21 protein-coding genes are annotated in these 22,115 nt (G+C 68.5%); 10 read left to right on the forward strand and 11 right to left on the reverse strand.

Annotated features, from left to right (window positions below):
* Nucleotides 1-4: 4 nt before the first annotated feature.
* The 3 genes from ACO2SS_RS24570 to ACO2SS_RS24580 all read right to left on the reverse strand — a co-directional run bounded on the left by ACO2SS_RS24570 (nucleotide 5) and on the right by ACO2SS_RS24580 (nucleotide 3,898).
* Nucleotides 5-922, reverse strand: a complete 918-nt coding sequence (locus tag ACO2SS_RS24570) for an alginate O-acetyltransferase AlgX-related protein (RefSeq protein WP_423280485.1) — start codon at nucleotides 920-922, stop codon at nucleotides 5-7.
* 268 nt (nucleotides 923-1,190) lie between these two features.
* Nucleotides 1,191-2,465, reverse strand: coding sequence for an Hsp70 family protein (locus tag ACO2SS_RS24575; RefSeq protein ID WP_423280508.1), 1,275 nt, complete (start codon nucleotides 2,463-2,465; stop codon nucleotides 1,191-1,193).
* A 197-nt stretch (nucleotides 2,466-2,662) separates the two neighbouring features.
* Nucleotides 2,663-3,898 carry a patatin-like phospholipase family protein gene (locus ACO2SS_RS24580; RefSeq protein WP_423280486.1) on the reverse strand — a complete coding sequence of 412 codons (1,236 nt, stop codon included), beginning with the start codon at nucleotides 3,896-3,898 and terminating at the stop codon, nucleotides 2,663-2,665.
* Between the two features lie 228 nt (nucleotides 3,899-4,126).
* Here ACO2SS_RS24580 and ACO2SS_RS24585 point away from each other — a divergent pair, with 228 nt between their 5' ends.
* From ACO2SS_RS24585 to ACO2SS_RS24610, 6 genes are all read left to right on the forward strand, one after another.
* Nucleotides 4,127-4,456: an ArsR/SmtB family transcription factor gene (locus tag ACO2SS_RS24585; RefSeq protein ID WP_423280487.1), complete on the forward strand. Its 330-nt coding sequence runs from the start codon at nucleotides 4,127-4,129 to the stop codon at nucleotides 4,454-4,456.
* A 4-nt stretch (nucleotides 4,457-4,460) separates the two neighbouring features.
* Nucleotides 4,461-4,886 carry a YeeE/YedE family protein gene (locus tag ACO2SS_RS24590; RefSeq protein WP_423280488.1) on the forward strand — a complete coding sequence of 142 codons (426 nt, stop codon included), beginning with the start codon at nucleotides 4,461-4,463 and terminating at the stop codon, nucleotides 4,884-4,886.
* Between the two features lies 1 nt (nucleotide 4,887).
* Nucleotides 4,888-5,343: a DUF6691 family protein gene (locus tag ACO2SS_RS24595; RefSeq protein ID WP_423280489.1), complete on the forward strand. Its 456-nt coding sequence runs from the start codon at nucleotides 4,888-4,890 to the stop codon at nucleotides 5,341-5,343.
* Nucleotides 5,343-6,146 carry a sulfite exporter TauE/SafE family protein gene (locus ACO2SS_RS24600; protein ID WP_423280490.1) on the forward strand — a complete coding sequence of 268 codons (804 nt, stop codon included), beginning with the start codon at nucleotides 5,343-5,345 and terminating at the stop codon, nucleotides 6,144-6,146. Before ACO2SS_RS24595 ends, ACO2SS_RS24600 begins: the two co-directional genes overlap by 1 nt.
* Nucleotides 6,147-6,158: 12 nt before the next feature.
* Complete coding sequence (locus tag ACO2SS_RS24605; RefSeq protein WP_423280491.1) at nucleotides 6,159-7,067, forward strand: MBL fold metallo-hydrolase; 909 nt, start codon at nucleotides 6,159-6,161, stop codon at nucleotides 7,065-7,067.
* Between the two features lie 215 nt (nucleotides 7,068-7,282).
* On the forward strand, nucleotides 7,283-7,771 hold the full coding sequence (locus ACO2SS_RS24610) for a hypothetical protein (RefSeq protein WP_423280492.1): 489 nt from the start codon (nucleotides 7,283-7,285) through the stop codon (nucleotides 7,769-7,771).
* Between the two features lie 131 nt (nucleotides 7,772-7,902).
* Here the strand turns inward: ACO2SS_RS24610 and ACO2SS_RS24615 are convergent, their stop codons facing one another.
* Nucleotides 7,903-8,865, reverse strand: coding sequence for a TetR/AcrR family transcriptional regulator (locus tag ACO2SS_RS24615; protein ID WP_423280493.1), 963 nt, complete (start codon nucleotides 8,863-8,865; stop codon nucleotides 7,903-7,905).
* A 100-nt stretch (nucleotides 8,866-8,965) separates the two neighbouring features.
* Here ACO2SS_RS24615 and ACO2SS_RS24620 point away from each other — a divergent pair, with 100 nt between their 5' ends.
* The 4 genes from ACO2SS_RS24620 to ACO2SS_RS24635 all read left to right on the forward strand — a co-directional run bounded on the left by ACO2SS_RS24620 (nucleotide 8,966) and on the right by ACO2SS_RS24635 (nucleotide 15,637).
* A complete protein-coding gene (locus tag ACO2SS_RS24620; RefSeq protein WP_423280494.1) occupies nucleotides 8,966-10,066 on the forward strand; it encodes an efflux RND transporter periplasmic adaptor subunit in 1,101 nt (366 codons plus the stop codon).
* On the forward strand, nucleotides 10,063-11,154 hold the full coding sequence (locus tag ACO2SS_RS24625) for an efflux RND transporter periplasmic adaptor subunit (RefSeq protein WP_423280495.1): 1,092 nt from the start codon (nucleotides 10,063-10,065) through the stop codon (nucleotides 11,152-11,154). The genes ACO2SS_RS24620 and ACO2SS_RS24625 overlap by 4 nt, the downstream gene beginning before the upstream one ends.
* Nucleotides 11,151-14,240 (forward strand): efflux RND transporter permease subunit, encoded by a 3,090-nt coding sequence (locus ACO2SS_RS24630; RefSeq protein ID WP_423280496.1) that lies wholly within the window; start codon nucleotides 11,151-11,153, stop codon nucleotides 14,238-14,240. Before ACO2SS_RS24625 ends, ACO2SS_RS24630 begins: the two co-directional genes overlap by 4 nt.
* Nucleotides 14,241-14,410: 170 nt before the next feature.
* The gene (locus ACO2SS_RS24635) at nucleotides 14,411-15,637 is read left to right on the forward strand and encodes a pyridoxal-phosphate-dependent aminotransferase family protein (protein ID WP_423280497.1); all 1,227 of its coding nucleotides are present in this window, start codon (nucleotides 14,411-14,413) and stop codon (nucleotides 15,635-15,637) included.
* A gap of 49 nt (nucleotides 15,638-15,686) precedes the next feature.
* Here the strand turns inward: ACO2SS_RS24635 and hydA are convergent, their stop codons facing one another.
* The 7 genes from hydA to ACO2SS_RS24670 are packed head-to-tail and all read right to left on the reverse strand — an operon-like array spanning nucleotide 15,687 to nucleotide 21,945.
* The gene (gene hydA / locus ACO2SS_RS24640) at nucleotides 15,687-17,171 is read right to left on the reverse strand and encodes a dihydropyrimidinase (RefSeq protein ID WP_423280498.1); all 1,485 of its coding nucleotides are present in this window, start codon (nucleotides 17,169-17,171) and stop codon (nucleotides 15,687-15,689) included.
* 10 nt (nucleotides 17,172-17,181) lie between these two features.
* Nucleotides 17,182-18,102, reverse strand: coding sequence for a DUF6282 family protein (locus ACO2SS_RS24645; protein ID WP_423280499.1), 921 nt, complete (start codon nucleotides 18,100-18,102; stop codon nucleotides 17,182-17,184).
* A gap of 4 nt (nucleotides 18,103-18,106) precedes the next feature.
* Complete coding sequence (locus ACO2SS_RS24650; protein WP_423280500.1) at nucleotides 18,107-18,841, reverse strand: amino acid ABC transporter permease; 735 nt, start codon at nucleotides 18,839-18,841, stop codon at nucleotides 18,107-18,109.
* On the reverse strand, nucleotides 18,841-19,515 hold the full coding sequence (locus tag ACO2SS_RS24655) for an amino acid ABC transporter permease (RefSeq protein ID WP_423280501.1): 675 nt from the start codon (nucleotides 19,513-19,515) through the stop codon (nucleotides 18,841-18,843). Before ACO2SS_RS24655 ends, ACO2SS_RS24650 begins: the two co-directional genes overlap by 1 nt.
* Nucleotides 19,512-20,492 carry a dihydrodipicolinate synthase family protein gene (locus ACO2SS_RS24660; protein WP_423280502.1) on the reverse strand — a complete coding sequence of 327 codons (981 nt, stop codon included), beginning with the start codon at nucleotides 20,490-20,492 and terminating at the stop codon, nucleotides 19,512-19,514. The genes ACO2SS_RS24655 and ACO2SS_RS24660 overlap by 4 nt, the downstream gene beginning before the upstream one ends.
* Nucleotides 20,489-21,616 (reverse strand): NAD(P)/FAD-dependent oxidoreductase, encoded by a 1,128-nt coding sequence (locus ACO2SS_RS24665; protein ID WP_423280503.1) that lies wholly within the window; start codon nucleotides 21,614-21,616, stop codon nucleotides 20,489-20,491. Before ACO2SS_RS24665 ends, ACO2SS_RS24660 begins: the two co-directional genes overlap by 4 nt.
* The gene (locus tag ACO2SS_RS24670; RefSeq protein WP_423280504.1) at nucleotides 21,613-21,945 is read right to left on the reverse strand and encodes a (2Fe-2S)-binding protein; all 333 of its coding nucleotides are present in this window, start codon (nucleotides 21,943-21,945) and stop codon (nucleotides 21,613-21,615) included. The genes ACO2SS_RS24665 and ACO2SS_RS24670 overlap by 4 nt, the downstream gene beginning before the upstream one ends.
* Nucleotides 21,946-22,115 lie beyond the last annotated feature (170 nt).

Here is a 22,115-nt window from a genome sequence, read left to right on the forward strand (position 1 = left end):
ACCTTCAGCCAGGGGCGGTCATCTCGGCGAGGCGCTGCCGCGAGGCGGCACCGTGGTCGTAGTCGTCGACCGGCACGCGGCGGAGAAAGCGCTCGGCAATCTCTCCGATCACGATGTCCGGCCTCACCTGCTCGAGGAGCCGCCAATCGATCCGGGCGGACCAGACGAACTGGATCTCTCGGAAGGTCTCGGCCAGCATGCCGGTGAGTGCGAACGGGTCGTAATGGGCGCAGGAATCGCCGAACAGCAGGACCCGGCGCGGATCGGCGTCCGCGGCCTCGTTCCTGTAGACCGCGTGGCTGCCGCCGGTGGGCGGGCGCCGGCTCCGGCCCTCCCGATGGGCAGCAATGATTTCGTTCACCCAGCTCTGCCGAGAGCGCCCCGTCGTCGTATACACCCGGACGGCCTCGGCCGCGGGGGAGGTCAGCTTCGAGCCGAGATCGAGCGTCAGCTCAAGATCTTGAAAGGGCCGGTCGAGAAGGTCGCCCTCCGGTCTCGCGCCCAGAGCCGCGCAGATGGCGTCGTAGCCGATCAAGGCGCCCCGGTAATTCCAGTGCGAATCGGTTCGATGATAAATGTCCTCCTGCGCTGCGGCGGCGAGCGGCCCGGTGAGGTCGAGGAGGGCGGCCATATGCGGAGACGACGACATCCGCCTGGCGAGCCTCCGGCCCGGGGAGCGGCTCGGATCCACCAGGGGCCTGGTGCAGCGATCAGGCATGACCGTCAGTTTTTCAGGCACGATCACCTGGAGAAAGCGGGCGCCGAGTGCCTCGCACCGTGCCGCCCGCCTCTCGATCAGACGCTGCCAGGCCCTGAGGCGCCACCACCAGGCTGGACTGCGCTGGTAAAGTCCCAGGACTTCGTTGCTTCCTCCGATCAGGAAAAGCCAGCCGTCGCGGCCGACATGAACGAAATCAGTCACGCCCGCTCTCGTGCCTGAGGCCACTGTTTGGTGCTCCGCCCGAGGCCTGACGATTTCTCACTCGGGCTCCTTCCCACCGCGCGGCTTCAGCCGTGAGCGCCGTAAGTCATACGACGGGCCTACATTCAATGGCCGCCCTCTTCCAGAACAGGATCGCGCTCAGGCGGGCCGAAAACGCACTCCTGAACGCCAGGAATAGAGGTACTGGCGCAGCCTCCCTCGGCGGCGTTCATGCATTGCGGTCGCCGGGTTGCACTGCACCGCCGGATCAGACGGCGAGCGCCTCCGGGGTCGTCGCTCCGTAGCGGCGCGCCGCCTCGATCGTCAGCCCCAATCCCACCGAGCCGAATGTGTCCCCCTCGACCATCCTGGCCGCGGGAACCGCGCTCATGATGGCCGCCCGGGCATGGAGGAGGCGCGTGGAGCCGCCGGTGAGGAACAGCACGTCGATATCACCAGGCCCGATGCCCGCATCCTCGATGCATTTGAGCACGGTCGCGCGGAGGCGGTCGGACAGAACATTAGTTGCCGCAACCAAGTCCGGGCGGGCGATCTGAACCGACAGGCCCGGCTCCACCCAATCCAGGCTGATGTCCGTTTCGACAAGCTCCGAGAGCTCGATCTTCGCGCGCTCCACGTCCATCGCCAGCGTATGGCCCCGCTCCTGCGCCACGACGGAGGCGAGGCGCTCGATCAACTCGGGCTGCGCGGCGTCGCGCTTGACCTCCTCGATCTCGCGCCTGACCTTCGGAGCGTAGAGGCGGTTGATGCTCGACCACGTCGCGAGCTCGTGGAAGTAGGACGAGGGCACGTCCAGTCCAGCCCGTTTCGCCGGGCTCCTGAAGCCCAGTTCCGGCATGACCGTGTTCAGGCTCAGCAGACGGTCGAAATCCGTCCCGCCCAACCGCACGCCGTCATTCGCCAGGATGTCGCGCTTGCGGTCCTCCGAGCGGCTGCGCGTGGTGCCTATGCGCACGATCGAGAAGTCGGAGGTTCCGCCGCCGATATCGGCGATCAGCGCGATCTGCTCGTCCGAGATGGATCGCTCGTAGTCGAGCGCGGCGGCGATCGGCTCGTATTCGAACGAGATGTGCCGGAAGCCGATGCTCATGGCGATCTCGCGAAGCGCCTCCTCGGCCTTCCGGTCGCCCTCCGGATCGCCGTCCACGAAGTGCACGGGCCTTCCGTGCACCACGCTGGTGAGGTCCTGCCCGAGCGCCGCCTCCGAGCGGGCCTTCACGGCCCAGAGATAGCGCCGGATCACCTCCCGGAAGGTGACCCGCGTGCGACCGACGGGTGTCGTCTCGTCGAGAAGCGGCCTTCCGAGGACCGATTTGAGGCTGCGCATCAGGCGGCCGGGCTGGCCCTCGACATAGGCCTCCATGCCGGCGCGGCCGATTCTCGCATCCCCGGTGGGCTCGAAGAAGATCGCGCTTGGAATCGTGACGTGCTCGTCTTCCAGCGGAAGGAGGTGGGGGGCATCACCGCGCAGAACGCCGAGCGTCGTGTTCGACGTGCCGAAATCGAGGCCGCAGGCCGACATATGGGACAACAAGTTCTTGGGAGGGGCGCGGCCTCTAGCAGGCTCCCGGGCAGGCCTCAAGCGCGCCCGAGGCGGGAGCAGGGTCGCTTCTCCGAGAAATCCGGCTGACCGAGGCCGTTCTCGCCGCCGCCGGGTGCGCCCGGTCTCCCCGAAAGCTCGACCCGCTCAGGTCTGCAACTCAGGCGCGTTGCGGGACCTCATTGCGGCCGCGACATCGCGGCGAGCGCCCGGCCGAGCGGGTCGCGGGACGCTCGCGGCGGGTCGGCGCCGATCGGTCCGGCCTGCGCCGGGAGCCTGCCGCGCCGTCGCAACATCTCGCCCGCGGCGGGCACCGACCGCGAGAAGCGTCGCTCGAAGCCGCGCTCGCGGCCGAACCCGTAGAGCTTCCGCATCTGCTCGGTATTGAACAGCGTCGTGCCCGAGTCATCGACCTCGGCGGGGATAAAGGCGAGATTGAAGCGAAGCTGGTTGCGCCTGGCGAAGTCATAGGTGCCTTGCAGCAGCGCGCCCGACCTTGCCTCGATCATCGTCGAGAGAGACCGCGCGACGATCGGGATCGTGAGGTTCTCCACCACCTCGAACGAGGGTTCCAGCTTCCCGTTCATGATCACGTAGATGTCCCCGGTCTCGCCCGCGACGCGGAGTTCGCCGACGAAACGATCGGGCACGATGAAGACGTTCGAATAGACGGACCCGTCGACGTGCATTTCCCTGAAGCGCTTCATTCCGCTCTGGACTGCGATCATGGTCGGCGAGAAGACGCCCGGGATGCTTGCCGAGGCCGTCAGCACCTGCCGAAACAGCTCCTCCGAGCCCGGCACGCCGCTGGCCGCGATGGCTCCCATGTTCCAGATGAGCGGACGCTGGGCATCCAGGTTGGTGGTCTGGACGAGAAGGCGCCGCCCCTTGCGGTGCTCCGCCGCGATGGCGGCGATGACGTCGGGCGTGACGAACCGGCGGGAGAGCTCGAGCAGGCGATTGCTGTCGAACACGCCCGGCCCGAAGAGAGCCCCGAGAGGATCGGGATCGTTGATCAGGGTGAGGCCGTAGCCCCCGGTATACATCGCCTGCAGCGTGTCGTCGTAGGCCGGGCCCAGGAACGCGAAGGGCGCGATGAGGGCCCCGGTGCTCACCCCCGACACGACGGTGAATTCCGGCCTCGTCCCCGTTTCGCTCCAGCCGCCCAGGAAGCCTGCCCCGAACGCGCCGGCCCCGCCGCCTCCGGACAGGGCGAGGTAGCTGAACCGCGCCCGCGGCCGCCCTGCGAATGCTTTCGCCTCGGGCGGCAATTGCGGCGAGTCGCCCCAGTAGCGGGCGTCGGGTATGCCGGGGATCGTCGCCGTCGCCTCCTCGGCTGCCGTGAACTGATCACGCGGAGAGGCGCACCCGACCAGCGCCACGCTGCACAGGGCGTAGACCACTATCCGCCACATGGTCGCTCCCGGCTCACCCTCCGCCTCCCGGCGGAGGCAGCCACGGTCGAAGCTATGGGAGCCGTTCGAGGGGCCTAGTGCAGGGCAGCCTCACCTCCGGAAGCGTCCGCGATCGGACCGCGGCCACCGCAGTCCAATCCGGCTGCCACCTGCGACCTTTGCCGCGCTACCCTGGCGGTTACGTTAGCTGTAACTAAATAAGCATCTCCTGAAATAACAGAGATGCCAGTGGCCTCTTCCCTATCCACGCTCGACCCCGAAACCGCGACGGAGGTCGCGAATATCCTTCGTGCTCTCGCGAACGAGCGTCGGCTGATGATCGCCTGCAAGCTCGTGGAATGGGGCGAGGCGAATGTCACGACGCTCGCGGGGGCCGTCGGGCTCTCGCAATCCGCCCTGTCGCAGCACCTGGCGAAGATGCGCGAGGAGGGCATCGTGACCTTCCGCCGGGAGAGCCAGACGCTCTGGTACCGCATCGCCGATCCCCGCATCGAGCAGCTTTTCGCGACCCTGCACGGGCTCTTCTGCAGCCCGAAAACAACGGGCGCGTCGGAGTAGCCACATGACCGAGTTCACACCCCTTTCGGCGCTTGCCGGCGGCCTGATGATTGGCACCGCGGCCGCGCTCCTGCTGCTCCTGAACGGCCGGACCGCCGGGATCAGCGGCATCCTCGGCAGCCTCCTGCCGCCGCAGGCCGGCGACGTCGCATGGCGCATCGCCTTCATCGCCGGCCTCCTCCTCGCGCCGCTCGCCTACGTCGCGCTCGGTGGCGCGCTGCCATCGGTTTCGCTCACGGCCTCCACGCCGCTGCTCGTCGTCTCCGGGCTCCTCGTCGGCTTCGGCGCCCGGCTCGGATCGGGCTGCACCAGCGGGCACGGCGTCTGCGGCATCGGGCGAGGCTCGCCCCGGTCTCTCGTCGCGACCGGAATCTTCATGGCTGTCGCCGTCGCGACGGTCTTCGTCACCCGCCACGTCCTGGGAGCCTGAGATGGCACGCATCCTCTCCGCCTTCGCCATTGGCCTGCTCTTCGGGCTCGGCCTCCTCGTCTCGCAGATGGCGAACCCCGCGAAGGTGCTCGGATTTCTGGACATCTTCGGCGCCTGGGACCCGAGCCTCGCCTTCGTAATGGGCGGCGCCGTGATCGTCTCGTCGCTGGGCTATGTCGTGGCGCGCCGCATGGGGCACGCCATCCTGGCCCCCAAGCTTGAGATCCCCAGCCGTCGGGAGCTCGACCCGCGCCTCCTCGCCGGCGCGGCCATCTTCGGCCTCGGCTGGGGCCTCGTCGGGATCTGCCCTGGCCCAGCCCTGACCCTGCTGTCGATCCTTCCCGGGGAGGCCGCCATCTTCGTGGCCGCCATGCTGGTCGGGATGGTGCTGTTCCGGCTCGTGCCGCAGCCTGGGCAGAGCCGGGTGTCCTCCACGCTTCGGGGGGCGGATGCGTGATGCTGCCCCTCGCAACCATGGGGCTCGCGACCGGCTCGGGCGCGGCCGTCGGCCTCTCGCTTGGGATGGTCGGCGGCGGCGGGTCGATCCTGGCAGTTCCGCTCCTGACCTATGTCGTGGGCGTCAGTTCGCCCCATGTCGCCATCGGCACGAGCGCCATCGCGGTCGCGCTGAGCGCCGCCGGCAATCTCGTCCCGCACGGCCTTGCCGGCCGGGTGAAATGGCGTTGCGCCCTCGTGTTCTCGGCCGCGGGCGTCCTCGGCGCGCTCGCCGGATCGACCTTGGCCAAGGCGGTCGACGGCCAGAAGCTGCTGGCCCTTTTCGGTCTGCTGATGCTGGTCGTCGGCGGCCTGATGCTTCGGCCTCGGGCGGGCGGCGGTGATCCCCGTGTCCGCCTCACCAGGCACACGGCCAAGGAGCTGCTGCCGCTGCTCCTCGGCATCGGCTTCGCCGTGGGTGCCTTCTCGGGCTTCTTCGGGATCGGCGGCGGGTTTCTGATCGTGCCCGGCCTGATCCTGGCGACCGGGATGCCGCTGCAATACGCCATCGGCACGTCCCTCGTGGCCGTCAGCGCCTTCGGGGCGGCCACGGCCGCGAGCTACGCCGCTTCGGGCCTTATCGACTGGCCGCTCGCTGGGCTGTTCGTTCTCGGTGGCATCCTTGGTGGCGCAATCGGCGCCGGGCTCGGCCGGAGGCTGGCGGAGCATAAGCGCACCCTGAACCTCGCCTTTGCCGGCCTTGTCCTCGTGGTCGGCCTGTATGTCGTCGCGCGCGGCCTCGTGCCGCTCGTCGCCGGCGCTTGAACGGAGAAGAGTATGACCGGGCAAGAAACCGCTTCCCTGAAGGGGCGTCCTCTCGTGAAGGGGTTCTACGACGAGCCTACCGGCAGCATCCAGTATGTCGTCGCCGACCCCGAGACGGGGCGGTGCGCCATCATCGACCCCGTGCTCGATTTCGACCCGAAGTCGGGTGGGACGGCCACCCGGTCCGCCGACACGCTGCTGAGTTTCATCGAGGAGCAGGGCTACACGCTCGAATGGATCCTCGACACCCATCCGCATGCCGACCATTTCTCGGCGGCCGGCTACCTGCACGACAAGACGGGTGTGCCCACCGGCATCGGCGAGAAGGTCACGGAGGTGCAGACACTCTGGAAGGGCATCTACAACCTTCCGGATTCATTCCCCGCCGACGGCTCGCAATGGAGCCGGCTTTTCGCCGACGGCGATCGGTTCAAGCTCGGCAAGCTGGACGCGGAGGTGATGTTCACGCCCGGCCACACGCTCGCCTCGGTCGCATACCGGATCGGCGATGCCGCCTTCATCCACGACACGATCTTCATGCCGGACAGCGGCACGGCGCGTGCCGACTTCCCGGGCGGCAGTGCGAAGGCGCTCTGGCGCAGCATCCAGCGCATCATGTCCCTGCCGGATGAGACGCGGCTCTTCACCGGGCACGATTACCGGCCCGGTGGGCGGGATGCGCTGTGGGAGAGCACGGTCGCGCAGCAGCGAGCGGAGAACGAGCACCTCGTTAAGGCCCGTTCCGAGGAGGAATTCGTCGCGCTCCGGCAGGCGCGGGACCGGACATTGCCGATGCCGAAGCTCATCCTGCACTCGCTCCAGGTTAACATCCGGGGTGGCCGTCTCCCGGAGCCGGAAGCGAATGGCAGGCGCTACCTCAAGATCCCGCTCGACGCGCTCGAAGCGCCCTGGGACGATTGAGAGGGCACGCGGGTCTGCATCGCCGCCGGGGCTCGTATGTCCCCGGCGATCAAGCGATCCGCCCGGGCCGGATCGATGGTTGCCTCAGGCTGGGTAGCCAATCGCGGCGGTTTCCGTCAGGCGAGCCATTCGCCACGGCCTCCGTCCGACGCCGGATCGGCGGCACCCGTTCCGACTTCGAGCTTGGCTTTCCCCATATTCGAGGGAGGACCGCCATGCCCAAGCTCATTCTGGCGCTGGGCGCCTTTCTTTCGCTCGCGGTTTTTGCGGCCGACTACGCTGAGGCGCGGCGCGGGGGCGGCTTCGGTGGCGGCGGCTTCCGGGGCGGCGGTGGCTTCCGCGGGGGCGGTTTTGCCGGAGGTGGATACCGGGGAGCCGGCTTCGCTGGCCGCGGGTTTCGGGGCGGCGCGATCGCCGGCCGGCCTGGTTACGGCTACGGAGGCCGCTGGGGTTATGGCGGGCGATGGGGGGCTTATGGCGGCCGCTGGTACGGTGGCCGCTATCCCTATTACGGCGCGGGCGCAGTAGCAGCCGGCGCGGTGCTCGGGGCCGCCGCAGCCTATCCGTATTACGGGTACGGCGGCTATGGGTACGACGATCCCTATTACGGCGGGGCCTATGGCGGCGATTGCCGATGGATCCGGCAGCGCGTGGTAGGTCCTCGCGGCGGGGTCGTCATCCGCCGGGTTCAGGTCTGCGATTGATCAAGGCTGAACTGCCGGCCCGGCAGCCCTGGCCGGCAGGCGCCTGAGGTTCCGCCGACAGCCACGTTGCGGACGTCGTGGAGCTTTCAGGGCGTGGAGGCGGCAGCCGACTTGTCACGGCAAGGCTGCCGTCAGGCTGGAAACCTGTACCGGCTGGCGTCCGCATCCGCCGCCCTCGCACATGCATCCTCGAAGGTCGCGCAGCCCATCACGCGATACTCCAGTTCCCCGAGATGCTTGCGAAGGAAGCTGCGCTCCGAAGTCTTCGCGCCCAGGCCCGGACCGGTCCCGTCTGGGAGCAGGTGGATCATCTCCGAGGCGACGTTGCGGCTCGCCGTGATGAGGACAAGCTCCCCTGTTGTCAGGCGAAGCTCGTAGAGGCCGGCTCCCATGGGCGCGGTCAGCATCTCGCCGCGGTGCGAATCCGGAAGTCGCCGCCACTCGGTCCAGGCCCCCAAGCCTGACTGAGCCGGCCCGTGTCCGTTTCGGCTAAGCAGCCCATCCAGCAGCAGCGAGCGATGGGTCGCCATGTAGCGGGCCGGATCCAGCGACCTGCGGTTCGCGAAGAGCAGCATCAGGACATTCAGCGACAGGACTGGCCCGAGCACGACCTCGGGTAGCTCGGGGATGGACGCCTCCGGCATTTCGCCCCTCGCGATCGCATGGGCGAAGCGGGTTCGAAGCGGCTCGATGAGGTGGCTGCTGAACTGGTCGAAATGCCGATCCACGAGTTCGGGGAAGCGACTCGCCTCCGCGATGAGCAGGCGCAGGATCTCCCGGGCACGCGGATTCTGCGCCATGAAGTCGTAGAGCCGGTCGAGATAGGTGCGCACGTCGGCGCGCAGGTCGTCGGTCCAGGCCAGCTCGACTTCGCAGAATGCCGCGATCGGGCCCTTCGAAAGCTCGTCGATGGTCGCCTCGAAGACCCGCTCCTTGCTCTCGAAGTAGAAGTAGATCGTGCCCTTGGTCACGCCTGCGCGTGCGGCAACGTCCTCCAGCCGAGTGGCTGCGTAGCCTTTCAGGACGAACTCCTCGTAGGCCGCTTCGAGGATCTCGCCCGGCCGCTCCGCTTTTCGCTGCGCGCGGATGCCCATTGTCCGTCTCGCCTCTCGTGAGCCGCCACGATCATTTCATTGACTTTCTCGTCAGTCAATTTATGTAGCCGCCTCCCGCAAGCTGCGGAAAGGTATGAATATGGCATGGCCGACCGGCTGTGTTCGGCGCCCGGCCGTAGCGGCCGCCCTGCTCGGCTCCGCCGCCCTCGTGTCGGGCTGCCAGGAGGAGAGCAGCGTTGCCAAGCAGCCTCTGCGCGTCGGCGTCGAGGTGGCTCGTGTTGCCGAATACGCTCCCGAAATCGTCCTCACCGGAGAGGTCGCGGCGCGGGTGGCTAGCGAGCTTTCGTTCAGGGTGAGCGGGCGCATCGTCGAGCGGAGAGTGGAGGTCGGGGAACGGGTGAGGGCCGATCAGGCGCTCGCCGCCCTGGACCCGCAGGAGCAGAGGGCCGAGCTGGACGCTGCACGCGCGGGCGTCCAGGCCGCCGAGGCCCAGCTGCGCCAGGCAGAATCGACCTTCGACCGTCAAAAATCGCTCATTCGGCAGGGCTACACTACGCGACGGGAGTACGACGCGGCCGAGGAGGCTTTTCGCTCGGCGCAAGGTGCCCTGGACGTCGCTCGCGCGCAGCTCGGAACCGCGGAAGACCAACTCGCCCAGACCGTCCTGCGGCCGGGGGTGGCCGGCCTCATAACCGCCCGCCATGCGGAAGCCGGGCAGGTGGTCCAGGCAGCACAGCCCGTCTTCACGCTGGCACAGGACGGGCCGCGTGAGGCCGTGTTCAACGTCTATGAATCGCTGCTCGCGGCCGAGCCGGCCGGCGACACGATCGAGGTCGCGCTTGTCTCCGACCCGCGGGTGACCGCGCAGGCGAAACTCCGCGAGATCTCGCCCACCGTCGATCCGGCGACCGGCACGGTGCGGGTGAAGTTCGAGATCATCGATCCCCCTGCCGCCATGACGCTCGGCGCCCCCATCGTCGGGAAGGGGCGCCTCAAGCCGAAGCCGGGCATCATCCTGCCCTGGAGCGCCCTGACGAGCGGGCAGGGCGGCGCTGCGGTCTGGCTGCTCGACGCGTCTACGCGGGAGGTATCGCTCAAGCCCGTCACGGTCACCGCCTACGGGCCCGGCTCCTTCCTGGTGAAGGACGGCATCGATCCGGGCCAGACGGTCGTCACGCGCGGCCAGCAGCTTCTGCGGCCGGGACAGGTCGTCGAGCCCGTCGGGGAGACGGCACGATGAGCGCGATGTCCGGTTCAAGCTGCCTGCGAGCCCTCCTTGTCGCGTCGTTCGCGGTGGCGTTGGCATCCTGTCGCGAAGAGGCGGCTCCCGAAGTTCCGGTGAGGCCGGTCCTGTCCGTCGTCGTCGCGCCCGCGCCTTCTAGGGCGGTGGGTTTCACCGGCACCGTCGAGCCACGCTATCAGGTGAGCCTCGGCTTCCGGGTCCTCGGGCGCCTGATTTCGCGAGACGTGGAGGTCGGAGATGGGGTCGCGGCCGGCCGCCGCCTCGCCGCGATCGATCCGGTCGCGCTGAACCTCGCGGTGAAATCGGCCGAGGCCGAGCTGTTCAGCGCCCGCGCGCAGCTGGAGAACGCGACGGGTGTCGAAGAGCGCCAGCGCACCCTCTTGGGCCAGAATACGGCGACCCAGGCCCAGTTCGAGGCCGCCGAGCAGGCGAGGGCGTCGGCAGGGGCGGCCCTGAGGCGGGCCGAGGCGAACCTCGTCAAGGCGCGCGAGCAGCTCGGCTATGCGGAGCTGCGCTCCGACACCGAAGGCGTCGTCACCGCCATCGGGGCCCATGTCGGCCAGGTCGTCTCGCCGGGACAGGCCGTGGTGACGGTAGCTCGACCGGAGATCCGGGAGGCGGCCTTCGACGTGCCCGAGGATGTCGCTCGCGACCTCGAGCCGGGCGCGAATTTCAGGATCGCCCTCCAGCTCGACCCGACCATCCAGGTCCCGGGTGTCCTGCGGGAGATCGCGCCGCAGGCCGATCCGGCCACCCGTACGCGCCGCTTGCGCGTGACGCTGTCGAATCCGCCGGAGATCTTCCGACTGGGCACAACCGTCACCGCGACGCTGGCGACGTCTGCCGAGAGCGGCATCCGGCTGCCCCGCGGTGCCGTGCTCGACAAGGACGGCCGCAGCTTCGTCTGGGTGGTGGACCCGGCGACCGGCACCGTCTCAATGCAGGAGATCACGATCGTCGATGCCGGTGCGAGCACCGTAAGCGTCGCCGCGGGCCTCTCGCCTGGCGCCCGTGTCGTGACGGCCGGCGTGCGCAGCCTCCAGCCTGGCCAATCCGTGAAGATCCCGGACGAGAGCACCCGATGAAGCCCTTCAACCTGTCGGACTGGGCGCTCCAGCATCGATCGCTCGTCTGGTACTTCATGATCGTCTTCATGATCGCGGGGGCGATGGCCTATCGCGGGCTCGGCCGCGAGGAAGATCCGAACTTCACCATCAAGACCATGCTGATCTCGGCGCAATGGCCGGGCGCCTCCGTCGAGGACACGATCAGCCAGGTCACGGAGCGGATCGAGCGGAAGCTCGAGGAGCTGGACGCTCTCGACTTCACGCGGTCGATCACCTCCCCGGGACATACGACGGTCTTCCTGAACCTGAAGGAGACCACGAGGGCGCGCGACGTGGCCCCCACATGGGTCCGCGTGCGCAACATCATCTCCGACATCCGTGGGGAGATGCCCTCCGGCGTGCTCGGCCCTTCCTTCAACGATGATTTCGGCGACGTGTTCGGGAACGTCTACGCCTTTACGGCCGACGGGCTGACCCAGCGCGAGCTCCGGGACTATGTCGAGAGCGTCCGCTCCAAGATCCTGACGGTCCCGAATGTCGGGAAGGTGAACCTCGTCGGTGCGCAGAACGAGGTGATCTACCTCGAATTCTCGACCCGTCAGGTCGCTGCCCTTGGGCTCGACCAACAGGCCATCGTGGCGACGCTGCAGGCCCAGAACGCCATTGCGCCCTCCGGCGTCGTCCAGGCCGGGCCGGAGCGGATCAGCCTGCGCGTCTCGGGCTCGTTCCAGTCCGAGGAGAGCCTCAGGGCGATCAACCTGCGCGTGAACGACCGGTTCTTCCGCCTCTCCGACGTGGCGACGATCACGCGCGGCTACGCGGATCCGCCCTCATCGCTGTTCCGCTACAACGGCAAGCCCGCGATCGGCCTCGCGATCGGGATGAAGCCGGCCGCGAACCTGCTGGAATTCGGCGAGGCGCTGAAGCACGAGATGCGCCGCATCGAGGCCGAGCTCCCCATCGGGGTCGGCGTGCATCTCGTGTCTGACCAGCCGCAGATCGTCGAGGAAGCGGTCGGTGGCTTCACGCGCGCGCTTTTCGAGGCCGTGGTGATCGTGCTGGCGGTGAGCTTCATCTCGCTCGGGCTGCGGGCGGGGCTCGTCGTGGCGCTCTCGATCCCTCTCGTCCTGGCGATCACGTTCCTCGTCATGCAGCTCTGGGGGATCTCGCTCCAGCGCATCTCGCTCGGGGCGCTGATCATCGCGCTCGGCCTCCTGGTCGACGACGCGATGATCGCCGTGGAGATCATGGTGGCGCGGCTCGAGGCCGGCGACACGCTCGCGAAGGCCGCGACCGCCGTCTACACCTCCACGGCCTTTCCGATGCTGACCGGCACGCTGGTCACTGTCGCGTCCTTCATTCCGGTCGGGCTCAACGGTTCCGCGGCCGGCGAATTCACCTTCACGCTGTTTGTCGTGATCGCGGTGTCGCTGCTGACCTCATGGATCGTGGCGGTGCTGTTTACGCCGCTTCTCGGGGTGACGATCCTGCCCAGCAAGCTCAAGCATGCCGGGCACGGGCCGGGCCGCTTCGGGCGCCTGTTCCGCTGGTTGCTGCTGCTCGCTGTCCGCTGGCGCTGGGCCACGATCGGCCTGACCGCGCTCGCGTTCGGCCTGTCCGTGGTCGGGATGGGTTACGTGCAGCAGCAATTCTTCCCCTCGTCCGACCGTCCCGAGCTCATCGTCGACTGGACGCTGCCGCAGAACGCCTCGATTGCCGAAACGAAGGCGCAGATGGACCGCTTCGAGGAGGCGCTGGTGGGCGACGAGGACATCGCGCACTGGTCGTCCTATGTCGGGCAGGGCGCGGTCCGCTTCGTTCTCGCGTTCGATGTCCAGCCTGCAAACCCGTTTTTCGGCCAGATGGTCATCGTGACGAAGAGCCTGGAGGCGCGCGAGCGCGTCCGGGGGAGGCTCGAGACGCTCGGCCGGCGCGACTTCGTGGGGACGGACGTCTATGTCCACAACATGGATCTCGGCCCGCCGGTGGGGCGCCCTGTCGCCTATCGCCTGAGCGGCCCCGACATCGCGGGCGTCCGGAGGCTGTCGCAGGAACTCGCCGCCATCGTGGGGAAAGACCCGCGCATTGGGACGGTCGTGTACGACTGGAACGAGCCGGCGCGCGTCGTGAAGGTGGATGTGCTCCAGGATAAGGCGCGCCAACTCGGCGTGACCTCCCAGGACATCGCGAGCACGCTCAACTCGATCGTCGGTGGCGCCGCCGTCACGCAGGTGAGGGACTCGATCTATCTCGTCGACGTCGTCGGCCGCGCCCAGGCCGCCGAGCGCGGCTCGATCGCCACGTTCCAGAACCTGCAGATCCCGGGCCGCGACGGCCAGTCGGTGCCGCTCGCGGCGGTCGCAACCTTCCGCTACGACCTCGAACAGCCGGTCGTGTGGCGCCGCAACCGGGTTCCGACGATCAACATCAGGGCAGCGGTTCTCGGGCCGGTCCAGCCCGCCACCATCGTCAGCGACCTCCAGCCCGAGGTGGACCGGTTCATCGGCCAGTTGCCGGCGGGGTATCGCGTCGAGATTGCCGGCGCCGTGGAAGAAAGCGCGAAGGGGCAGGGCCCGATCGCGGCAATCGTTCCCGTCATGCTGTTCGTGATGGCGACGATCCTGATGATCCAGCTGCAGAGCTTCAGCCGGCTGGTTCTGGTGGCCGCGGTCGCGCCACTCGGCCTGATCGGGGTCGTGGCGGCACTGCTTCCGTCTGGAGCGCCGCTTGGCTTCGTGGCGATCCTGGGCGTGCTCGCGCTGATCGGCATCCTGATCCGGAACTCCGTCATCCTCGTGGTGCATATCGATCACCTCCGAAAAGAGGGACGCCATCCCTGGCACGCCGTGATCGAGGCGACGGAGCATCGCATGCGGCCCATCATGCTGACGGCGGCTGCCGCGAGCCTCGCCTTGATCCCCATCGCGGGCGAGGTGTTCTGGGGCCCGATGGCCTTCGCCATGATGGGCGGCATCATCGCCGGAACGGTGCTCACCCTGCTCTTCCTGCCGGCCCTGTATCTCGCCTGGTTCAGGATCAAGGCTCCCGGGCCTGCAGAAGCGGCATCGAACGTGGAGCAGCACGAGCCGCAGCCTGTCGGCTGACGGAGGTTCGAGCATGGGCTGCCGCTAGCCCTTGCTGACCGCGGCGGCTATCAGCTTCCGATTGCTGCCCGGCAGAGCCGCCAAGCGCCTGGGGAAATCCCCAGCGTCCCGAACTCGCGGGCGCGCGACTATGGCACCGTAGTGCAGGCGAAGGTTCCGGAGGAGGGTTTGTGAGCAACTGGTTCGGCGAGATCGACCCTCCGCAGCGGCTTCTGATGGGGCCGGGCCCGGTCAATGCCCATCCGCGGGTGCTGCGAGCCATGTCGGCCGACCTTCTCGGGCAGTTCGACCCCGAGATGACGGCCTACATGAACGAGGTGATGCAGCTCTACCGGCCGATCTTCGGGACGCAGAACCCCTGGACCTTCCTGATCGACGGCACCGCGCGAGCGGGGATCGAGGCCGCTCTCGTCAGTCTCGTGGCGCCGGGCGATCGCGTTCTGGTGGTCAATTTCGGGCGCTTCGGGCTGCTGCTGCGGGAGATCCTGGAGCGGGTCGGTGCCGTCATCGAGACGGTGGACGTTCCCTGGGGCGAGGTCGTTCCGCTCGATGCGATCCGCGCGGCCATGGGGCGTTTCGAGCCGAAGCTCGTCGCGACCGTGCATGGCGACACCTCTACCACGATGGCGCAGCCGCTCGACGGCCTCGGCGCCCTGTGCCGCGAATACGGCGCGCTCTCCTATGTGGACGCGACCGCGACCATCGGCGGGATGGAGATCGCGGCCGATCGCTGGGGCGTCGACGTCGTAACGGGCGGCCTGCAGAAGTGCCTCGGCGGGCCTTCCGGCTCGTCCCCCATCACGGTTTCCGACGCTGCAGCCGAACGAATCTTCTCGCGGCGGCATGTCGAGCGCGGCATCCGCATCGAGGATCTCGACGACAGCGATGGGCCCCGCATCGGATCGAACTATTTCGATCTGGCGATGATCATGGATTACTGGTCCGAGAAGCGGCTCAACCACCATACCGAGGCGACGACCATGCTCTACGGAGCGCGCGAATGCGCGCGCGTCGTGCTTGGCGAGGGGCTCGAAGCGCGCTTCGCCCGACATGCGGCCGCGGGCCGCGCCGTCACGGCCGGCGCGCGGGCCATGGGCCTCACCGTGTTCGGCGACGACCGCTACCGGATGACGAACGTCACCGGCATCCGCATCCCGGACGGTGTCGACGGGGAGCTCGTCAGGCGGCGCATGCGCGAGGATTTCCAGATCGAGATCGGGACCGCCTTCGGGCCGCTGGCCGGCAAGATGTGGCGCATCGGCGCGATGGGCTACAACGCCATGAAGCACAAGGTGCTGATCACGCTCGGCGCCCTCGAGGCGGTGCTGCGGGCCTCCGGCCACCCGACCCCGGCGGGCGCTGGGGTGGATGCCGCGCTCAAAGCCTGGGAAGAGTAGGGAACGGCGCCGCTCCGGGCCCAGGCGGGCCCGGAGATATCCGGTCCGATCAGGCGTAGGCCGCGGCGTCGAACCCGTCCGGCGGGAGCCCGCGGGGCATCGCGAGCGCGTAGGGTCCTCGGGCGAGAAAGCGCCCTGAGCCGGGCCTGGCCAGCACTTCGCCTTCCCGCACGGCGATCTCGCCACGTCGAATGGTCACGACGGGCGAGCCTTTGACGGGCAATCCTTCCCAAGGCGTGTAGTCGATCGCGTGATGGAGGGCGTCGTTCGCGATCACCCCCTCCGCATCCGGGTTCCAGAGAACGAGATCCGCATCCGCGCCGGGGGACAGCGTGCCTTTCCGGCCTCCGAGGCCGAAGAGCTGGGCCGCGTTGAAGGACGACAGCCTGACGAAGGTCGGCAGGTCGATCCGCCCTTTCGAGACACCCTCCGAGAACAGGACCGCCATGCGGGTCTCGATCCCCGGCACCCCGTTCGGAATGGCGTTGAAGGCTGGCGTCCCGTCCGGGCGCTGCGAGGCCTCGCCCTGGCCATAGCCGCCGCCGGGCGCGCGTTTCGCGCTTGCATAGGAATAGCCACAATGGTCGGACGACACGATGTCCAGGGTGCCGGCCTGGATCTGCCGCCAGACGCGCTCGTTCTCGTCCTTCGCCCGAAGGGCAGGCGAGCAGACGAACTTCGCGCCCTCAAAACCGGGACGTGACAGATCCTCCGTCGAGAGCGTGAGATATTGCGGGCAGGTCTCGCCCCAGACCTTCACGCCGCGCGCTCTCGCGCGGGCGATTTCGGCGGCGGCCTCCTCGCACGAGACGTGGAAGATCTGGAGGGGCTGGTCGACGAGCTCCGCGAGCGCGATGGCGCGGTGCGTCGCCTCCCGCTCCACGACGGGCGGGCGCGCCCATGCGTGCTGGAGCGGGTCGGTCAGCCCGGCCGCGAGAAGCGCGCGCATGCGCCAGCCGATGGCGTCGTAGTTTTCGCAATGAACGGTCACGAGCGCCCCGTTCCGGCGCGCGGCCGTGAGCACGTCCAGGAACTCGCCGTCCGTCAGCTTCAGCGGATCGTATGTCAGGAATACCTTCAGCGAGCGGATGCCGCGCGCGACGAGGGCCGGGATCTCCTCCCGCAACACCGTTGGCGTCGGGTCGGTGATGATCTGGTGAAAGCTGTAATCCGCCAGGGCCGCGCTCGCCCGCGCCTCGTAGCCCGGGGCGGAGGCAGCGATGGAGTGCCCCTTCCATTGCGGCAGGAAGCAGATGATCGAGGTCGTGCCCCCGGCAAGCGCCGCGGCGGTGCCCGAGGCGAAGCTTTCCTCGTGCACGGAGCCGTCCTGCGCCAGCTCCTCGATGTGGCAATGCGGGTCGATCCCGCCCGGCATCACGATGAGGCCCTTGGCGTCGACCTCCTCCCGCCCACGGCGCAGCCCTCGTCCGATCGCCGCGATGACACCGTCCTTCACGCCGATTTCGGCTTCGAACACCTCCATCGGGCCCGCGAGCAGCCCCCCGCGGACAACCAGGTCGTACTCGTGGTCCATGAACTCGCTCTCAGTGAGCAGGCGCCGGCCCCGAGCCGACGCGGAACAGCGTTGCGGGATTGTCGGCGGACACGCGCCGAATCTCGTCCGGCCCGAACCCCGCTGCTTCGAGCAGAACTAGGAACTGTCGGAAGCTCTCGACCGGGGGCGCGAGCAGGGCGATGCCGGCGTCGCTCGACACGATGGCTCGGCTTGCGGCCGCCCGGATGCGGGGCGCGATCTCGTCCATGCTTCGGGCCTGCGCCCGGTGCTTCTCGTGATCGACATGGGTGAGGCCGACCTGCGAGGCGTGCGTCAGCTCGAACATGCCGAACTCCGCATAACCGCCGAGTGCGGTCACGGCCCGCACCACGTCTTCGTCGTATCCGTTCCCATGGGTGCGGAGCCGTTTGACGCCACGCGCCTTCGCCTCCTCGGCGAGCCGGACTGCCTCGGGGCCGGAGACGTGACCGCAATCGAAGACGATGTCGTGCTCGGCGCAGAGGTCGAGGATCGCCGGGACGGGGTCGGGGACCGGGCCGGTTTCAGGGACCCCGAACGCAGTCTCGAGGTAGAGGCCGGTCCGCCCCTCCTGCAGCGCGACCGCCTTCGTGTGATGCGTCGGAAGCGATAGGAAGCGGGCGCCCGTGCCCGGCCCGTAGCCGTATCCGATGGCGGTGCGGGCCGCCTCCAGCGTCACCCCGCCTGCGGCGGGCTGCATGATGAGCCCGCCGAACACGTCCACGCCGAGATGGCCGAGCTCCTGCATGGCGAGAGCCGCATAACCTGCGCTGTTCTGGAAATTGTCCATCAGGCCGATGCCGCGCATCCCGGCGGCCGCCGCCGCCCGGACCGCCTCGAAGACGTTGGCGCTGCGGCCGTTCAGGTGCGGGCAGGCGTGCACGTGCACGTCCACCGCGCCTTGCAGGTAATGGGTGCCGTAGGCGGGCATGAGGTCAGACCGTCTGAGATGCGGGAAGAAGCGCGGGCCGGCTCGCCTCGCCAGGGCGCCGGCGCTTGCCGAGATGGCGCTCGAGGTAGGACGCGAAGGCGTTCAGGCCGTAGCAGAGCACGAAATAGAGGATCAGGATCGTGCCGAAGCTGATCGCGGCCGAGAAGCCTTTCGTGTTCAGCACCTTGGCCGCGTAGGTCAGCTCGACCACCCCGATCTGCGAGGCGATCGAAGTGCTTTTCACGAGGCCGACCGAGTAGGTCATCGAGGGTGGGATGATGATCGACCAGGCCTGGGGCAGAATGACGAGACGCAGCGCCTTGAGGCCGCCCATGTTCATCGTCTCGGCGGCATCCCACTGGTTGCGGTGGATGCCCTCGAGGCCCGCCCGGACGTTCTCGGCCGAGTACGCGGCGGCCGATAGCGCCACCGTGGTGGCCGCGATGGTGAACATCGAGATGCTGGGGACGAGAATCTGCAGCGCGAAGAAGACGCACATCAGCAGCACGAGGAACGGGATCCGGCGGAAGATCTCGACATAGAGCGTCGCGACCCAGCGCACAGGCGCCAGGGGCATAAGGCGCGGGTGGCGCAGGATCGCCAGAACGAACCCGGCCGCGAATCCGACCCCGCACCCGACGAGCGACAGCACCGCCGTGTAGAGAAAGGCGCGGGCCAGGAAGACTAGGTTGTAATAGCCGAAGAACCGCGGCGCCTCGTCCATGAGGGTCTGCAGCATCAGGCGATCCTCCCCTTGATGCGGAAGGCGTAGCGCCCGAGCGCATACAGCGCCGCGCTCGCGACGATCGTCAGGACCACGTAGTAGAGCGCGACAATCGAGAAGATCTCGAGAGACCGGAAGGTCTGCGCGTTGATGTTGTAGGCGCGCCCGGTGAGTTCCTCGACGCCGAAAATCGCTGCGATCGAGGTCGTCATCGTCAGGATGATGTATTGGTTCGACAGCGCCGGGTAGAGAACCTTCACGATGTGCGGCAGCACGACGTACCGGATGATCTGGATCCGGGAGAAGCCCATGGCCTCCGCGGCATCCACCTCCGCCCGCCGGATCGAGGCGAATCCGGCACGCTGGATCTCTGTCATGTAGGCGCCGGCGTTCAGCGCCATGCCGATCGTCACGGCGGTGAAGGAATCGAGCACGATCCCGAAATCCGGCATCGCGAAGTAGATGAAGAAGACCTGCACCAGCAGCGGCGTGTTCAGGAAGAACACGACATAGGCCCGCACGATACGGCGCACGACCGGGCCGCCATATTGCAGGAGCGACGCGCAAACGAGGCCGATGATGAAGCCGGCCACGAACGCGATCGCGGCGATCTGGAGCGAGAGCCACGCCCCGGCAGCCAGGGTGCCGAGATAGGGCGTGACCTGTCCGAACTGGAAGGTGTAGCTCACGCAGCCTGCTCCCTGGCGAGGGGCAGGCTTTGCGAAGCCCGGTCCGCATGGGCGAGCGCCGCCTCGAGGCGCCGGTACTCCTCCGGCGAAAGCGGCGGGACCGGGGGCCGCGCGCGGTCATCGCCGAGCCGCCCGAGGATCTTCAGGCATGCCTTGAGGCGGGCGGTCGCGTAGGAGCCGGGACGCTCCCGGTAGATCGCGACGGCGAGGGGGTAGATCGCGTCGTGCCAGGCGCGCGCAGCCGTCCAGTCTTCTGCCTGCGCCGCCTGCCAGAGCGCGACGACCGCTTCCGGGACGATTGCGGCGAGGCTGACCTGGCTGCCTTCCGTTCCCAGGAGATAGCAGGCGAGGAGATGCTCGTCGCCCGACCCGAGCACCGCGATGTCCGGGCGTACGGCCTTCACGGCGCGCCGATTCTGCTCGTAGGCCGCGGCTTCCCAGCTCCCTTCCTTGATGCCGATCACGCGGTCCGACCGCACGAGGTCCAGCAGGGTCGGCACCGGGTAGGGCATTCCACCCGCCCCGACCGGAGCCTGGTAGAGAACGATGGGCAGGCCGCAGGCGGAGATGACCGCCTCGTGATGCAGGCGCACGGCTTCAGGGGTCTGCCCGAGCCCCCATGCATTCGGCGGGAACAGGAGAACTGCGTCCGCGCCCGCCGCTTCCGCCGCTTCGGCATCGCGCGCCGCCTGGAGGCTGGATTCCGCATTGATGCCGCAGGTGAGGAACACGTCCGGCCCGAGGGCGGCGCGGATCACGGACACCACACGGGCCTTCTCGGCGGGATCCAGCACGAAGTTCTCGCCGGCATGGCCGTTGATCAGGAGGCCGTCGATGCCCGGAACCGCGCAGACCTCCGCGACGTGCCGCGCGAGTGCCGTCTCCTCGATCTCGAACCGGCCATCGAACGGGCAGATCGTCGCCGCGTGGATTCCCGAGAGACGCGCCGCCGGGGAGGTTTTCGAGAATTCTGTCATGCGGGGACCGTTGCGGCCGGCTGTGGAAGCAGGCGGTCGAGAGGGAACAGAGGCAGTGCGGGTTCGCGGCCGAGAATGCGGTCGGCGAGAAGCGCGGCGATGTAGGGGCCGCTCGTGTAGCCAGAATGGACGCTGCCGATGGCGTAGGCGTCCTCGTGGCCCGGGATCGGCCCGGCGATCGGCAAGGCGTCGGCCGTCTCGGCCTCCAGTCCCGCCCAGGCGCGCGCGAGGCGACTTGCGGCAAGGTCGGGAATGGCGTGGCACGCGAGCCGGATGTTGCCGATCAGGCTCTCGGGGACGAGCTCGACGCCGCCGCGCTCGCGGTCGCCCCGGCCCTGCCATCCGCCGCCGATCACGACCGTGCCGTGTGGATACTGCTTTAGCGACAGAAGGCCGCTCGCGATTCCGACGACCGTCCGCATTACGGGCGCGAGGCGCTCGGTGACGCCGAGCTGGTTCACCAGGACCTCGATGGGGACGTTCAGACCGAACCAGGACAGCATCGGCTCGAGCCAGACGCCACCTGCAAGGACGACGCGCCGCGCCCGGATTGTTTCACCGCCTTTCGTCCTCAGGCAGTAGCCGCCGCCGGACGGCTCGACGCCCGTGACGGGGGTGTTCTCCCGGATCGCGACCCCTGCCTCCCGCAGGGCTGCGCCATAGGCGAGCCCGGTGAGATACGCATTGGCGAAGCCGTCCACCCGGCAGTAACCCGCAAGCCGGACGCCCGGTCCGAGGCCCGGCTCGACCTCGGCCGCGCGGGCCGGCCCGATGAGCTCGATCGGCGCTCCCGCCTCCCGGCGCTTGCCGGCCCGGTAGGCGAGCAGTTCTTCCTCGCCCTCCGTGAAGGCGAGCGAAAGGCCGTCGCAGACGACCACCCCGACATCGTGGCCGAGCCAATCGCGGGCGGAGGCCCACATCGCGTGAGCCCGCAAAGCGTAAGGGATGAGCGCAACGCGCGTCATCTGCATCGTGAGGGTGCCGGCATTCACGCCGGACGCCTCGCGGAACAGGTCGCCGCGCTCGACAAGGACCGTCTTTAGCCCGGCCCGAGCGCACAGGAGCGCGACGGTGCCGCCATGCACGCCCGCGCCGACGACGGCGAGATCGTATGAGGGTGTCATAGCGGAGCGGGCTTCGGCACGGGGATGTCGCCGTAGTCGAAGGTTCCGACGAGATCGGCGAGCGGGATGGGGCGAAGCGGGGGGCGGCCCGTCCACCAGCCGGCAGCGGCACGGGAGCCGACCTGAAGGGCGACGATGTCGCCGGCGGTCTCGCCGCACATTCGGCCCTGGCAGGGGCCCATCCCGCAGCGCGTGAACGCCTTCACCTGGTCGAGCGTGCGGGCGCCCGCCTGCACGGCTCCCTCGATCTCGGCCCGAGTCACGTCCTCGCACCGGCACACGACCGTGTCGGCCGGAATGGCTGCGACCTGGCCCGGGCGGGGCATCATCAGGTGGGAGACCGCGTCGGAGAACCGGCGGTCGCGTTCGGCCTCTTGGCAGGCTGTCGCTGTCCAGCATCATGTCCCGGGCCTGCTCGTAATCAGGCTCCAGGAACCACGGGATGCCGACGGCTTCCGTCCGGACACCCTGTGCCCCGTCCCCCATCCGAACCTCCCCC

The organism is Enterovirga sp. CN4-39, assembly GCF_049446235.1.
Classification (GTDB): domain Bacteria; phylum Pseudomonadota; class Alphaproteobacteria; order Rhizobiales; family Beijerinckiaceae; genus Enterovirga.